Source organism: Pantoea sp. WEP (assembly GCF_041678305.1).
GTDB lineage: Bacteria > Pseudomonadota > Gammaproteobacteria > Enterobacterales > Enterobacteriaceae > Pantoea > Pantoea dispersa.
The window spans coordinates 2231619-2246531 of the sequence record NZ_JBGNXB010000001.1 but is presented as its reverse complement, the minus strand read 5'-3'; the positions used below and the strand labels follow the sequence as shown (position 1 = coordinate 2246531).

Genomic DNA, 14913 nt, shown 5'->3' with positions numbered 1-14913 from the left:
CCTGTCGCGCTGTTTTTTTGCCTTACAGACGGTCACTCCATAAATGCAGCCGCGGGATGATCAGATGCAGCGGCTGCGCCAGCGGCTTGTAACGGTGCGCGATGTTTTCAGCATCGTAATCCAGCAGTTCACCCAGCGTCGGCACCTGCGTACGATCGCGGCACAACACCAGCAGCGGCGAAGGGCAGGCCAGCTGCAGCTGTTTTTTCTCGCTGGCGCGCCACAGCCGCGCGATAGGTTGCACTTTAACCGGCCGCTTGATCTTCAGTTGCGCGCCGTCGGGTAATGACTGCACCCGCTCCAGCTCCTGCTGCACTTTCTCTGCCCACTGTTCGCGCGTCCACGGCGCCTGCGCGCGGTTCGCCTTCAGGCTGCGCTCCAGCTGCTCGACGATGGCCTCGCGCGTCACCTTCTTGATGATGTTTTTATTCGCCCAGCCAAAACGCAGCGTATCCGGCGCCTGCAGTAGCGTGACGCTGCGGTAGGCGTTGAGGGTGATCAGGCCACGCAGATGCTGGTGCACAAACTCAAAACGCGCCTCGCTCGGCAGGCCGGAGTCGACGGTGATCAATTGCTCCAGCCGCTGTTTAAGGGTGTTGATGGTCGTGACCTGTTGCTCCAGTCGCTGGCTGGCCGCCTCATCCGCCTCAATGCAGAGGGCGCCAGGCAGACGCACCGCCGCTTTGGTGCTGAGTTTTTCTGACTGATGCTGCATAAACAGGCGACAGTAGTGGGCGAGGGCCAGTTCGCGCGCGCGTTTACCGAGATGCTGGGTCACCGCGATGCGGTTGATTTCATCATGCTCTTTGCCTTTCTCGATCTCAGGCAGGCTGAACACGCGCGCCAGCAACAGCGGCTGCTGTTCAACCGACGCCCGCAGTGCAGTGAGTTCGCGCTCCAGCGTATTCACGCATTCATGTAAATCAGCCACCAAATCATAGCGAGCCATCGCGGTTCTCCATAGTTACAACATACCTAAGGGTGGCACTGAATGATGCGGCGGGCAAGCAGGCATACTAGTTACAACATACTATTATAAAGTTTATCCACCCAATCGCTGAAATCCCGGCGTGGAATTCGGCTTAACAGGGCGCGCGGGCATTTTTCCTGTCGGATGAACATGTTATAACCGTGATTTACCTGTTAACGGATATTAGCTGTGGAGTATCAGCCAAAACCGGGCGCGCCCGCTATCGTCACGCTCGGCGCCGTGCAGATCCTGTCATGGGGCGGATCATTTTATCTGATGGCCGTGATGGCTAACCCAATCATCGCGGAAACCGGCTGGTCGCAGCAGTGGGTGTATGGCGCACTTTCGCTTGGCATTCTGGTCTCCGGCCTGCTGGCACCGCTGTGCGGCCGGCTGATTGCCCGCGCACACGGTCGCCGGCTGCTGGCGGCGAGCGGGGCGGTGATGGCGCTCGGGCTGGTGATCATGGCGCTGAGTCACAGTTTGCCGCTGTTTCTGTTCGCCTGGCTGATTATCGGCGCGGGCATGGCGATGGGCCTGTATGACGCGCTGTTCGCCACACTGGGCACCTTATATGGCGGCCAGGCGCGTGGCGCGATTACCGGTATTACGCTGATTTCAGGATTCTGCACCTCGCTGGTGTGGCCCGGCATCGCGCTGCTGATCCACTGGCTGGAGTGGCGCGGCGCCTGTCTGGCCATTGCCGCGCTGCTGTGCCTGGCGGTGCTGCCGGCTTACCTGTATGCGCTGCCAGCGCCGCGCACGCCATCCAGACCAAAAGCCACGCAACAGCATACCGCACAGAATTCGCTGGCCCCCACGCTGTTCTGGCTGCTGTGCAGCATCTTTACCCTCGCGTCGGTGATCATGACGGCGATATCGGTGCAGCTGATTACCCTGCTGCAGGCGAGCGGGCATTCGCTGAGCGCCGCGCTGGCGATCAGCACGCTGCTGGGGCCGTGCCAGGTGGCGTCGCGCATTGTCGATATGGCGTTCAAACGCGGCCATCCCATCTGGACCACTTTCTTCTCGGTCGGACTGGTGGCGCTGGGATTACTGCTGCTGGCCTGTTATCCCGCGTGGGCGCTGGTGAGTATGGTGCTGTACGGTGCAGGAAATGGCTTGCGGGCTATCGTGCGCGGTACGTTGCCGCTGGCGATGGTAAAACCGGAAGAGTACGCCATTGTGGTTGGCCGCATGGCGCGACCGGCGCTGATTGGTCAGGCGCTCACGCCGCTGATTGGCGGCTATATTTTCCAGCATTCCGGCGCGCAGGCTACGCTGTGGCTGTTATGCGGGCTGGCGCTCATCAACGTGCTTTTGGTGGTGGTGCTGAAGCGGAAATTGCCGGCAGGCGCTCCGGAATCCGCAGGTTGAAATCGCCACTGACGGCTAACGGGCAGAGATGGCCGCTGCTGCGCTTTAGTGGCGATCCGTCAGATATTGCAGCAGGCAACACAACGCGCTTAACAGCAGAGTGCAGCCAGCCGAGACAACGAAAGGCAGCGGTGCCATCCGCACGCATTGCCATAAGGTTGGCGCGTTCAGGCAGCTGGTTGCCGCCGTGATGATGCCCACCATCAGCGGGAGAACGGTCAGCAATAACGCGCCGACGACCGGGGATAATACAGACATTATTTCGCGCCTCGAAAATAGTAACGGCGCGCATTTTGTGCAAAAAATAGCAAGGGAATCATGACCCTGATCAATATTATTCCTTTCAGAAACCGGTTAATCGACCCTGACGCAGCCCCTTCGCCGGTGTGTTTTTGTTTCTTACACAGAAACAATGGCTTGTCTGAAGGTCGGTTGCGCACACGGCGCGACACCCGTGCAGAAATAATCGTACCTTTGTCACAACGTCCTTCACCAGCCCGCAGCTACAGCGGTGGGGGCAAAAAAGTGACACGTCGCGCATATTGTTGCGCAAGGCTCAGAGTGCTAAAGCGGTCAGTGGCATGTCATACTGGAATATTTTCATATAAATTCAATAACTTAAATCGATATCAAAGCGAGTATTAGCGCAGGTTAGTCACGGGTGGAAAGCATTTTCGGTATTCTAAAAAGCAACAGTGTTTGTTATATTTATTGCTCATTGATTATTCACTGCCGCGGTATGAAAACAAGAAGATAGGCCGCAACTCAGGAAACAGAAATGCTAGATTACCGCTTCCCGACAGCTTTGCAGATGGTTTTGAGCGTAGCGATGGCGGAGCAATTGGGTAAACGCTCGACCAGTGCCATTCTGGCGTATGGTCTTGAAGCGAACCCCAGTTTCATTCGGAAACTCATGGTTCCGTTAACGCGCGATGGCATCATTGTCTCGACGCTTGGCCGTACCGGCTCGATCCATCTGGGTCGTCCGGCCGCTGAGATCACGCTGCGCGATATCTACACTTCAGTGATTGAAGACAAAAAACTGTGGGCGTCGCGCCCCGATGTCGCACCGCGCTGCCTGGTCAGCGCCAACCTGTGCTGGTACTTCAAATCGATCGCGGAGCAAGCGGAAGAGGCGTCGCTTAAAGTGCTGGAAACCCGCACCGTCGCCGATGCCCTTAACGAGCTGAAAAAGCACGATACCAGCAACTGCGAACCGCTGCCCGACCTCGAAATCGCCGAACTCTGCAAAAAAGACCGCTAACCTCGCGTGCGCATCGCTGATGCGCACCTTTCCATTCCGCTTCTGCACGCGCAATCTACCCCTGTAAATCCTGTGAAATCCCGCTGCTGTGCTCTGGCGCAGAGGCGCGCTGTTGCTGTGTAACATCGTCTTGCTGCGTCAGGCAAAAAAAATCCGGGCACGGTGGCCCGGATGGGTTTTACTCCTTAGCGTTTACACCGTCTGCGTCTCAACCGCCGGCTGCTGTTTGCGCGTCACCAGCTTACGCAGCGTCACGTAGAACACCGGCGTCAGAAACAGGCCAAACAGCGTAACCCCCAGCATGCCCGAGAACACGGTGATGCCGGTGACGCCACGCACTTCGGCGCCCGCACCTTCGCCCAGAATCAGCGGCACGGTGCCGGCGATAAAGGCGATGGAGGTCATAACGATAGGGCGCAGACGCAGGCGACAGGCTTCCAGCGCCGACTCCACAATCCCTTTGCCCTGCATCTCCAGTTCGCGGGCGAACTCGACGATCAGGATGGCGTTCTTACATGCCAGCCCCATCAGCACCACCAGACCGACCTGGACAAACACGTTGTTATCGCCGCCGGTCAGCCACACGCCGACCAGTGCGGAGAGCATCGTCACCGGTACGATCAGGATCACCGCCAGCGGCAGCGTCCAGCTCTCATACAGCGCCGCCAGTACCAGGAACGCCAGCAGCACCGCCACCGGGAACACGATAAACGCGGTGTTGCCCTGGGTTGCCTGTTGATAGCTCAGGTCGGTCCATTCGATATTCATGCCGTTCGGCAGCACCTGGCTGGACATCGCCTCGAGTTTCTCCATCGCCTGCGCGGAAGAGAGCACGCGCGGATCGGCATCGCCAATCAGGTCGGCCGCCGGATAGCCGTTATAGCGAATCACCGGGTCCGGACCGTAGGTGGTGGTGATGTTCACCATGCTGCCAATCGGCACCATCTCACCGCGATCGTTACGGGTGCGCAGGTTCGCGATATCCTGCACGCTGTCGCGGAAATCCCCGTCAGCCTGCGCCATCACACGCCAGGTACGACCAAACTTGTTGAAGTCGTTGACGTAAGAGGAACCCAGATACACCTGCAGCGTCGTGAACAGATCGGTCAGCGATACGCCCTGCGCTTTGGCTTTGTCGCGATCAACCTGCACATCCAGCTGCGGCACGTTGGCCTGATAGGAGGAGATCGGGAACATCATGCCAGGCGTCTGCATCACCGCACCGGACAGCGTATTAATCGCGGTTTGCAGTGCGCCATAGCCCAGGCCCGCACGGTCCTGCACATACAGCGAATAGCCCGATCCCTGGCCCAGACCGAGGATCGGCGGTGGCATGATGGAGAAACCGAAGCCCTGCTGGATTTTGGAAATTTTCGCGTTGATCTCAGCGTTGATTTCCGCCGCAGTGCGGCTGCGCTCGCTGAACGGCTTCAGACCGAAGAACACCGTACCGGTATTCGGCGTATTGGTGAACTGCAGCGCATTCAGGCCGGGGAAGGCGACGGAGTAGGCCACGCCTTCGGTGTTCATGCCGATTTCGCTCATCTTACGAATCACTTCATCGGTACGCGCCAGCGATGAGCCTTCCGGCATCTTTACGCCACCAATCAGGTACAGCTTATCCTGCGTCGGAATAAAGCCGCCTGGCACGGTATGGAACATGAAGCCGGCACCGGCCAGCAGCAGCACGTACACGCCAAACACCGCGCCGCGCCGGCGCAGGGTTTTGCCGACCATCGATTCATAGCCGTCCGAGCTGCGCTGGAAGAAGCGGTTAAACGGCCGGAACACCCAGCCCAGCAGGCGATCGATCAGGCGCGTCGGCAGGTCCTTCGGCGCACCGTGCGCCTTCAGCAGTTTCGCCGCCAGCGCCGGAGAGAGCGTCAGCGAGTTAATCGCCGAAATCACCGTCGAAATGGCAATGGTCACGGCAAACTGCTTATAGAACTGACCGGTTACGCCCGAGAGGAAGGCCATCGGCACAAACACTGCACACAGCACCAGCGCGATGGCGATAATCGGCCCGGAAACCTCGCGCATCGCCTGGTGAGCCGCCGCCACCGGTGTTAAGCCCTGTTCAATGTTACGCTCGACGTTCTCCACCACCACGATGGCGTCATCGACCACGATCCCAATCGCCAGCACCAGCCCGAACAGGCTCAGGGTATTGAGCGAAAAGCCCAGCAGGTAGAGCACGCTGAAGGTACCGACCACCGACACCGGCACGGCCAGCAGCGGGATGATCGAGGCGCGCCACGTCTGCAGGAACAGAATCACTACTAACACCACCAGCACGATGGCTTCGAACAGCGTCTGAACCACGGCGCGGATTGAGTCACGCACAAACACCGTTGGGTCGTACGGCGCGGCCCACTGCACGTCATCCGGGAAGCGCGTTGCCAGCTCGGCCATCTTGGCGCGTACCGCATTCGACAGGTCGATGGCGTTTGCACCCGGCGACTGGAAGATACCGATACCAACCGCATCCTTGTTGTTCAGCTGCGAACGCAGGGCATAGCTGCCGGAGCCCATCTCGATGCGCGCCACGTCACGCAGGCGCACCAGCGTGCCGTCATCGGCGGTTTTCAGGATGATGTTGCCAAACTGCGCCTCATCTTCCAGCCGCCCCTGGGTGTTGATCGACAGCAGGAAATCGCTCTCTTTCTTCGTCGGCTCAGCGCCCAGCTGGCCGGCAGAAACCTGCACGTTCTGCTCCTGCATGGCGCTGACCACGTCGCCGGCGGTCATGCCGCGCGCCGCCACTTTGTTCGGGTCGAGCCAGACGCGCATCGCGTAGTCACCGGCACCGAAGATCTGAATCTGGCCGACGCCCGGCAGGCGCGCCAGCTCATCTTTCACCTTCAGCGTGGCGTAGTTACGCAGATAGAGCGAATCGTACTTGCCGTGGGGCGAGAACAGATGCACCACCAGCGTCAGGGTAGGTGACTGCTTCTGGGTGGTCAGGCCGAGCTGACGCACCTCTTCCGGCAGACGCGCTTCAGCCTGCGCCACGCGGTTTTGCACCTGGACCTGCGCCTGGTCGGGATCGGTCCCCGGGCGGAAGGTCACGGTGGTAACCAGCACGCCATCTGAGCCGGCCACCGACTTCATGTACATCATGTTTTCCACCCCGTTGATCGCTTCTTCCAGCGGCGTTGCCACCGAATCAGCAATCACTTTGGGGTTGGCACCGGGATATTCTGCGCGCACCTGCACGCTGGGTGGTACCACGTTGGGGTATTCACTGATCGGCAAGAGTGGAATGGCGATCAGTCCGGTGGTAAATATCAAAATCGACAGCACCGCGGCGAAAATCGGTCGGTCGATAAAAAAGCGGGAGAAATCCATAACGGGCAGTCTCGATTATTATTGAGCGGAGCGCATGGCCACCGGCTGCGCTTTTACCGGCATACCGGGCATGAACACTTTCTGCAGACCGTTGACAATGACCTTGTCACCTGGCTTCAGACCCTGCTGCACAATACGCAGGCCGTTAGCCAGATCGCCCAGCTGAACATCGCGGCGTTCGGCTTTGCCCTGCGCATCAACCACGTAAACGTATTTACGATCCTGGTCGGTTAGTACCGCGCGGTCGTCGACCAGCAGCGCGTTGAATTCTGCGCTGCCCGGCAGCCGCACGCGGGCAAACAGGCCTGGGGTAAACTGACGCTGCTGATTGTCGAGCGTGGCGCGCATGCGAATGGTGCCGGTGCTGGCGGTCAGCTGGTTATCGAGAAAATCGACGGTGCCGCGGTGCGGATAGCCCTGTTCGCCGGTCAGCGCAATCTCTACCGGCAGCGAACCGCGGTTCTGGCCCTGACGCGCCATCGCCTGGTACTGCAGATAAATCGCTTCGTCGACGTCAAAGTAGACATACATGCGGTCCTGCGAAACCAGCGTGGTGAGAACGCTGGCGCTGTCGCCGGCGGTCACCAGGTTACCGGTGGTGATCATCGCCCGGCTGGCGCGACCATCAATTGGCGCGGTGACGCGGGTAAAGTCGAGGTTCAGCTGCGCCATATCGACTGCCGCCTGGGCGGCCAGCACGCTGGCCTGCGCCTGACTGGCGGTCGAACGCCGCTGTTCCCACTCTTCGCGCGACACCACCTGGGTGCCGATCAGCTTGTCGGTACGGGCCGACTCGCTGCGGGCCAGCGCCGCCTGGCTACGCGCGCTGGCCAGTTCGGCCTGCGCCTGCTCCAGCGTGGCGCGGTAGGTGCGGTCATCAATGGTAAACAGCACCTGACCTTTCTTCACCTCATCGCCTTCGCGATAGTTAACCTGATCGATGTAGCCCGAAACGCGCGGACGCAGCTGCACGCTTTGCACCGCTTCAATGCGGCCATTGAAGCTATCCCACTGGCTGACTTTTTGTTGCACCACCTGCGCGACACTCACTTCGGGCGGAGGCGGCGGCGCATTTTGCGCCACACCGCGATCACAACCGGCCAGCAGGCTTCCCAGCAACATCACTCCTGACAGGCTTACGGCCCGACGAACCCCATATGTTTGCAGATGCATTGTTGTTATTCCGCGTTGGTGAAAAAGAAAGGAGACGTACGAAAAATCTGCAACTTTTAAGATTGCATTAAAACCACAGGAGTGTAGGCTTGGGCGAACTGCATCTGCAAGAATATCTGATACACTTTATGTGCGGTTTTGATCAATTCGTAACAGGTAGCGAAAGCCCCTACGGCGAGTGCGGCATTTAATGCAATAATAAAACTTGCATTAAGTGCGATAGTCAGTCACCCTTAAAGTGTAATTGCAACTGATACTGATACTGTTCGCCATGGCGACGGGAGAGAATGGGATGATGAGCGACGCTTTTATTCACGATCTGATCGACTGGATTGATAACAACATTGAAGCACGTCTGGATCTGGACACCGTAGCGGGGCGCGCCGGCTATTCGAAGTGGCACCTGCAGCGTATGTTCAAAGAGCACACCGGCTATCCGCTTGGTGAGTACATCCGGGCTAAGAAGCTGAAAAAATCGGCCGACCGCCTGACCACCACCAACGAACCGATCCTCAACGTGGCGATTTCGCTGGGCTTCGATTCACAGCAGTCGTTTAACCGCAGCTTCAAGCGCCAGTATGGCGTGGCACCGGGCGCATGGCGTCGTCACGCCGCGCACACCCCGAGCGCGATGCAGCAGTAAACCTCCGCCAGGGCCAGCCATGCTGGCCCGCGTTTTTCCCCGCCTGAAACCTGCTATTATCGGCGTCCTGCTTTTCAGGATGTCACTATGTCGAAAAAACTCTGGATTGGATTACTGTTTGCGCTGGTGGTTTGCTGGATCGGGCTGAAGCCCCATCTGAGCGGTACTGCGCCAGAAAAACAGACGGATATTGCGCAACTGACCGATGCAAAGCGCGTGGCGCGCTGGCTGCAACAGCATCACCGTTTGCCTGATTTTTATCTCACCAAAAGCGCGGCACGTCGTCAGGGCTGGAACCCGGCGCAGGGCAACCTGTGTGAAGTGTTGCCGGGGCGCGTGATTGGCGGCGATCGCTTCAGTAACCGCGAACGGCGACTGCCGATGCAGGCGGGACGCCAGTGGTATGAAGCGGACGTCAATTATGACTGCGGCCACCGCGATGCCGATCGTCTGCTTTACTCTTCCGATGGGCTGATCTTTCTCACCACCGATCACTATCGCAGCTTCACGCCGGTACCCTGACTATGCTGACACTCCATTTTGATTTTCGCACGCTGGGCACGCGCCAGGCCTTTTATCAGGCGCTGGTCGAACAGAGCGGCTGCGGTGAATGCTTTGGCTACAATCTGGATGCGCTGTGGGACTGGCTGACCGGCGGCATGGCGCTGCCGGCAACGCTGCATCTGCAGCATGTCGCCGAGGTCAGCACCAGCGCGGAGTTTGCCCCGGTGCTGGCGCTGCTGGAAGAGGCGGCGCAGCAGCTGGCGGGTGAGCTGCGCCTGATTACTCACTGACTACGCGTGCAGCGGCAGCAGCATAATCGCCAGCGTCTGGCGTGCGCTGGCCGACAAATCGCCGCCGCCGGTGTAGCCGTTATTCTCGACGATCAGCGAATTTAACCCCACCAGCCAGTCATAAATGTAATAGGCGGTGTGGTTAGCCGGCGCGGCAGACAGCCGCGTCAGACGCTGGCCTGACGAAAAGCTGACGCTGGGCGCCGGCGGGCGGGCGAAAATCGGGCTGCCGCGATTGACGCGACTCTGCGGCCGTTCACGTTCATCCCGCTGCAGGAAGCCGAGCCAGGCGACAAAGTCACCCAGCACCGTCATGGCACGCGACACCTGGCGATCGGTGCGCGCTTCATGGGCACTGGCCTGCGTCTCCGTTTCGTTCAGCGCGCTTTGCAGTTTGCTCAGCACCTGCAGACGGAAGCTGGCGGTGATGAGCTCCTCCACCAGCAGTTCCAGCGTCGGCTTATCAACGTTGAGCAGCGCCAGCAGGCTCTGGCTCTCCGGCAGCTGACGCAGGTGCGCCAGCCACAGCGCGAACACCTGCTGAGGAAACTGCTGATCGCGCTGGCCGCTGCTGCTGCGCGGTTCGGCGGTGGTTACCGGCTCATCGTTAAACAGGTCAAACTCAAAACCAATACCAAAATAGCTCTGCTCCACCGCGGCTGGCTGGCCGCCGGTGGACGGCGTGCTGCCGTGGCTCTGACTCAGCCACAGCTGGCGCACCGCCTCGCGCGACGGCTGCAGACGCTCAAGCAGCTCGCCGTGCAGGCCGGTGCGATGCTGTAAACACTTCAGCAGCGTATCGGCGATGGCCTGTTTCCGCGCGGCCTGTTCCGGCGTGGCGCTGGCTTCGGTCCACGGCTGCAGACGCTCCACCAGTTTCTGCTGCAGCGTGCTGAGCTGCAGCGCCAGCCGGTCGCGCCGTGCCTCTGGCTGCATCTCATCCTGCAGCCAGCTGCTCATGCGGTCGACGCCGGCGCGATCGCGCGCCAGCATTGAGCCCCAGCTCTGGCCCGGCTGACCAATCTGCCGCTGTACCGCTTCATCGACGTTAATTTGCGACTGCTGATAGCGCGCATCGTGCGGCGTAATCGCCCAAATCAGGCGCGGCTTGTCTGCGCTGGCCGTCGCACTCTGCTGCAGTTGCCACTCGCGCAGCGCGCTGGCGGCGAGATCCGCATCCTGACGCTGGCTGGCGGCGGTACAAATCAGCATTAAATCGATGCCCTGACGCGCGGCATAGAAGCCCGGCAGCAGGGCACGTTTCTGTTCCAGCAGACTGGCGCGCAGCGCATCACGCGCCTGCAGCCTTGCGCGCTCATCCTGCTGATCGCGGTCGGCGGGCGTGCCCGGTGCGGGCAGTTCCAGCATATCGGCTTCGTCATACAGCGCCTGACGCGGCGTCGAACTGAGCGGGAGGGTGATTTCCAGCGTCAGCAGCGCCAGCCAGCCGAGCGGTACTGACTGCGGTTTGCCCACGCGGTTGGCGACAACCGGACACACTTCAATCAATTCGTTCAGGTCGGCGTCATGGCCGATGAGCTTTTCAGCGGGCAGCGAGGCGTCATCCACCAGCAGGCTGAGCGGTGCCAGCACGCGCGGCGCGTGCCGCAGCTGATGGCGCAGATGCAGCAGGCTGCGCAGGGTTTCATTCAGCGCCGGACGCTGCGGCCACAGCAGCGCAAACAGCTGCACGCGGTCGTCTACGTTGAGCCACGGTGCCAGCTCAATCGCCTGCGGCCAGAAATGACGGTCCAGCACCTCGGCGTGGTCGGGCTGGCGGCGATGCCACGCCCACAGCGTCACCAGCGCGTCGCTGTCGAGGCCGGGCTGCATCTCGCTCTGGCGATGGCGCTGCAGGCGCTGCAGCGCGGCATCAATCGCCGCGCTGTCCGGCTGGGTGTCCGCGCTGGCACCGGCCAGCATCAGACGAATCAGCTCGGCTTCGCTCAGCAGCGTCATCTCCAGCGGCCACGCGCCTGACTGCGCTTCACGCTGATGGCTGAAACGGGTGGCGATGGCAAAATCGAGATTGCCGGGATTGATGTGCTGAAAATAGTTCAGGGTTTTGTCGCCGAGACGGGCGATCAGCTGGCCCTGCGCGTCGCCGACCATTTCACTCAGCAGCCAGGCTTTACCCGCCTGCGACTGACCAAACAGCGCCAGGGTGACCGGCCGCGCCAGCTGTCGCGCCAGCGCGTGGCTTTCAACGCGGGCGCGCCGCAGCTGGAGCCGCAGCGTATCGGCTTCCAGCGCCAGACGCGGCGAGTGCGCCTGGTGGCTCTCCACCCAGTTCAGCGCGCCGTCAACCGTCTCCTGCAGCAGACCCAGGCGTTTAGCAGGCGTCGCCGGCGTGGCTTTTTTGGCAGTTCTCATCGTTTACACACGCTCCCGCTGTCGATCCAGTATTGCGCATTGGCGTTGCCGGTGGCCGACAGCGTATTCAGTTTCAGACTCAGTTGCTCCAGCGGCACGCGCGTGCCATCGTCCATGCGCGCCTCGCTCAGCACCAGCCGCTCCGGGCCGAGGTTATCCGGGCCCGGTTGTACCGCCAGCCTGATGCGCAGCACGCTTTCGCCCGCTACCTGGCGCGCCAGCTGCGGATCGGTAATGCTCAGGCTGTAGAGCGGTGTCGCCGGCCAGCGGTCGTTCTCCAGCTGGCGGAAACCGAGGCAGACGTTACCGCGAATGCGGAAGCTGCTTTTACGGTCCAGCGCGAAGCTGTGGCTATCGAGATCAATCTCGCTGTAGCACAGATTGTCATCGCTCAGCGTGGCGTTTTCATCCAGTACGCCAAGATAGCGAATGGTCGAGTAGGGTTCAAAATCGCCGGCGCGGAACCAGAAGCTGCTGAGACGCAGATCGAGTGCCAGCAGACACAGCATGGCACCGACCGCCGCGGTGGATTTCGGGTTATCAATGCGTCCCTGTTTGTTGAACGGATACCAGTCGCTGGTGTGATACCCCTCCAGCGACAAAATGCGGCTGCCCGGCAGCGGCTGCAAATGACGCACAAGCGCCTGAATGCCCGGGAAGCGCGACGGGCGACCGGTCAGCAGCAGCACATCGCACTGATAGAGGGAAACCACTTCGCACATGGCGCGCAGCGCCGGGATAATCGCCATCCGGTGCTGCAGGAACTCAGCATGCAACTGCGCCATGCTCACCACCAGCGGCACGTCAAGCAGATCGAAACGGCTGTCGCCGCCGAGCGTGCGCTGAATCTCTCCGTTGACAAACGCCAGCACGCTACTGGCTGGCTTCTGCGGCACCAGCTCGCCAAACAGCGCGTTAATTTCGCTGTGGCTGTCGAGTGGATTCCAGTTTTCATAGCGTTCCAGCACCGCCTGCGCCAGCGGAATAAACAGCTGCAGGGTGACCTGCTGGCGCAACGTGGCCTGACCGTCCATACGGCTGTCGTGCCCAAACAGCTTGTTCATCAGTGGTTCCGCCAGCGCCAGGCCGGCTTTTTGCAGGCTCTGCTGTAGCGCCGGCAGGATCCACAGCTGAATCACGTCCAGCAGAATGTCATCGCCGGCCACTTTAAACCCTTCCCGGAACAGCAGGCGCGGGGTGATTTTCACGTTGTTGCCCTGACCATCATCCAGACGATACTGGGTGATGGCGAGGTCGGTGGTGCCGCCGCCGATATCAATCGAGGCGATGCGCAGGCTTTTGCCCGGCAGCTCATCCGCTTCGCGCGGGCGATCCGGGCGCGCCATGCTGCTGAAGAAATCTTCCGCGCGACCGGCAAAATTCACCTGGGTTTCGTTAAACAGCCACACCATCTGACCGCAGGTGGCTTCATCCCACTCCATCTGCACATCCGGTACCGGCCGCAGGCTGTGTGCCTGGCTGGCGGCGTCAAACGCGGCGTCGGCCGGATGCCAGCCTTCGGCTTTCCACACCAGCGCGATGGCTTCCTGCATGCGGCGACGGAAAATTTCCCGCTCCGGCTTCGGCATGGCCGACGGCAGCGTCAGGATCACATGACGCAGCTGGCGCGGCGCCTGGCTTTGCGGCATACGCTGGCGCTGGGCCACGCTGTTCATCTGCATCATGGCCTGCGCCAGCAGTTCACACAGCATAAAGGTCATCAGCGAGCTGCGGCTGTAGCTGGCAGAAAACACCGGCAGGCGGTCATCTTCCGGCAGGGCATGCAGCGGCTGCCCCTCATCGTTGAGCAACAGGGTAAACGGCAGCGCGGTGGCCTGCGGCTCGTCGCTGCCGCCGCTGGCGTTGAAGCGCCAGCCTGGCTGATAACGCGCTTCGTCCCATAAGTAGCGGCGCGGGCTGGAGAGGCCGGTGCTGCCCTCAGTGCCGGCGCGCTGCAGCGCCAGGCGGCTGGCTTCGCGACCGACGCGGGTCAGCGAGGGCCACATAAACGCGTTTTCGCGGCCGCTCTCCAGCGAGAAGTTGGCTTTGCCAAAGTGCGTTTCGGCAAACTCCAGTCGGCTATCGAACAGCTCGTTGTAGACCTGGTGCGGCTGCGACAGATCGCGCAGCTGCAGCTCATAGGTCTGGCGCAGGCCGTTGCTCTCTTCAGGGTGATCTTCCACCAGAATGCCGCAGGTGTGCGAGTTGCCGACGTCGAGAATGATATCCACGTTGACCGCCGGCGTTTGCGGTGAGGCCGCCTGGATAGTGATTTCTGCCAGATCGAGCTGTTCGCCCAGCAGTTCCAGCACGTTGAGATAGTGCGCCTGATATTCAAATTCGCGCAGCGCCTGGTTCACTTCCTGCTCGCGGCGTGATTCCAGCGCATACACCTGCTGGCTGAACGTCTCGCGCAGCCAGCCGTCAACCCAGGTGAGATCGAGGAACTCGCCCAGTTCATAGTTGTGCCACGCCAGCGCGAAGCTGACGCCGTTCTGCGCATCGGCTTTGCTCAACCCCAACTGCTCACCGCCGTCCGCGTCGGCCACCAGGCGCGTATCGAAGGCGAGGGTGATGCGATGGGTATTGCCCGCCGCGTCGGGCTGGCTAAGCGGCGCAAGGCGCAGACGCGCCCAGTTATCCGGGCCACCGATGAAACGACGGCCGCTGGAACAGCGCAGCACCGGCAGCGGCAGCCACTGCCCGGCCAGCAGCGTCAGGGAATCGGCCAGCGCGATATCGGTTTCCGGACGCACCACCTCAGCGGCACCGCCATCCAGCGGATAGAGCAGAAACTTGCCGCTGTTGCCATCAACGTTGAGGCGCAGCAACGGACCATTGGCGGTCTGGCGCACAAACTGCCGCCGCGCCTGAAGCGCGGGCAGGCGCAAACCAAAATCAAGAAACTGCACACCGCTGTCTTCGATCAGCGTGATTTTCTGTTTGTCATCAATCAGGGGAGCCAACATGG

The 14913-nt window shown here is 60.9% G+C and carries 11 protein-coding genes; 5 read left to right on the top strand and 6 right to left on the bottom strand.

Translation table 11 applies throughout. The features are described from left to right. Nucleotides 1-22: 22 nt before the first annotated feature. Nucleotides 23-949 carry a DNA replication terminus site-binding protein gene (tus, locus tag ABVR31_RS10305; protein WP_372772655.1) on the bottom strand — a complete coding sequence of 309 codons (927 nt, stop codon included), beginning with the start codon at nt 947-949 and terminating at the stop codon, nt 23-25. A 210-nt stretch (nt 950-1159) separates the two neighbouring features. Between tus and ABVR31_RS10300 the strand changes: the two genes are divergently transcribed. Then, a complete protein-coding gene (locus tag ABVR31_RS10300; protein ID WP_372772653.1) occupies nt 1160-2347 on the top strand; it encodes an MFS transporter in 1188 nt (395 codons plus the stop codon). Nucleotides 2348-2392: 45 nt separating this feature from the next. On the opposite strand, the gene ABVR31_RS10295 is transcribed toward ABVR31_RS10300, so the two are convergent. Next, the gene (locus ABVR31_RS10295; protein ID WP_150058171.1) at nt 2393-2605 is read right to left on the bottom strand and encodes a hypothetical protein; all 213 of its coding nucleotides are present in this window, start codon (nt 2603-2605) and stop codon (nt 2393-2395) included. 520 nt (nt 2606-3125) lie between these two features. Here ABVR31_RS10295 and ABVR31_RS10290 point away from each other — a divergent pair. Next, nucleotides 3126-3611, top strand: a complete 486-nt coding sequence (locus tag ABVR31_RS10290) for an Rrf2 family transcriptional regulator (protein WP_031279147.1) — start codon at nt 3126-3128, stop codon at nt 3609-3611. Between the two features lie 192 nt (nt 3612-3803). Here ABVR31_RS10290 and oqxB read toward each other — a convergent pair whose 3' ends face one another. Together oqxB and ABVR31_RS10280 are read right to left on the bottom strand one after the other, a co-directional pair. Further along, nucleotides 3804-6959, bottom strand: coding sequence for a multidrug efflux RND transporter permease subunit OqxB (oqxB, locus tag ABVR31_RS10285; protein ID WP_058758475.1), 3156 nt, complete (start codon nt 6957-6959; stop codon nt 3804-3806). A gap of 18 nt (nt 6960-6977) precedes the next feature. Continuing rightward, nucleotides 6978-8132: an efflux RND transporter periplasmic adaptor subunit gene (locus ABVR31_RS10280; protein WP_031279145.1), complete on the bottom strand. Its 1155-nt coding sequence runs from the start codon at nt 8130-8132 to the stop codon at nt 6978-6980. A gap of 292 nt (nt 8133-8424) precedes the next feature. Here ABVR31_RS10280 and ABVR31_RS10275 point away from each other — a divergent pair, with 292 nt between their 5' ends. The 3 genes from ABVR31_RS10275 (at nt 8425) to ABVR31_RS10265 (ending at nt 9569) form a co-directional block, all read left to right on the top strand. After that, nucleotides 8425-8775 carry a helix-turn-helix domain-containing protein gene (locus ABVR31_RS10275; protein WP_021506154.1) on the top strand — a complete coding sequence of 117 codons (351 nt, stop codon included), beginning with the start codon at nt 8425-8427 and terminating at the stop codon, nt 8773-8775. A gap of 87 nt (nt 8776-8862) precedes the next feature. Further along, the gene (locus ABVR31_RS10270; protein ID WP_372772650.1) at nt 8863-9297 is read left to right on the top strand and encodes a ribonuclease domain-containing protein; all 435 of its coding nucleotides are present in this window, start codon (nt 8863-8865) and stop codon (nt 9295-9297) included. A gap of 2 nt (nt 9298-9299) precedes the next feature. Beyond that, entirely contained in the window at nt 9300-9569 is a 270-nt protein-coding gene (locus ABVR31_RS10265) for a barstar family protein (protein WP_058758476.1), read from the top strand. On the opposite strand, the gene ABVR31_RS10260 is transcribed toward ABVR31_RS10265, so the two are convergent. Both ABVR31_RS10260 and ABVR31_RS10255 read right to left on the bottom strand, forming a co-directional pair. Next, the gene (locus ABVR31_RS10260; protein ID WP_215800149.1) at nt 9570-11942 is read right to left on the bottom strand and encodes a virulence factor SrfC family protein; all 2373 of its coding nucleotides are present in this window, start codon (nt 11940-11942) and stop codon (nt 9570-9572) included. Then, the gene (locus tag ABVR31_RS10255) at nt 11939-14911 is read right to left on the bottom strand and encodes a virulence factor SrfB (RefSeq protein WP_372772647.1); all 2973 of its coding nucleotides are present in this window, start codon (nt 14909-14911) and stop codon (nt 11939-11941) included. Before ABVR31_RS10255 ends, ABVR31_RS10260 begins: the two co-directional genes overlap by 4 nt. Between the last annotated feature and the right edge of the window lie 2 nt (nt 14912-14913).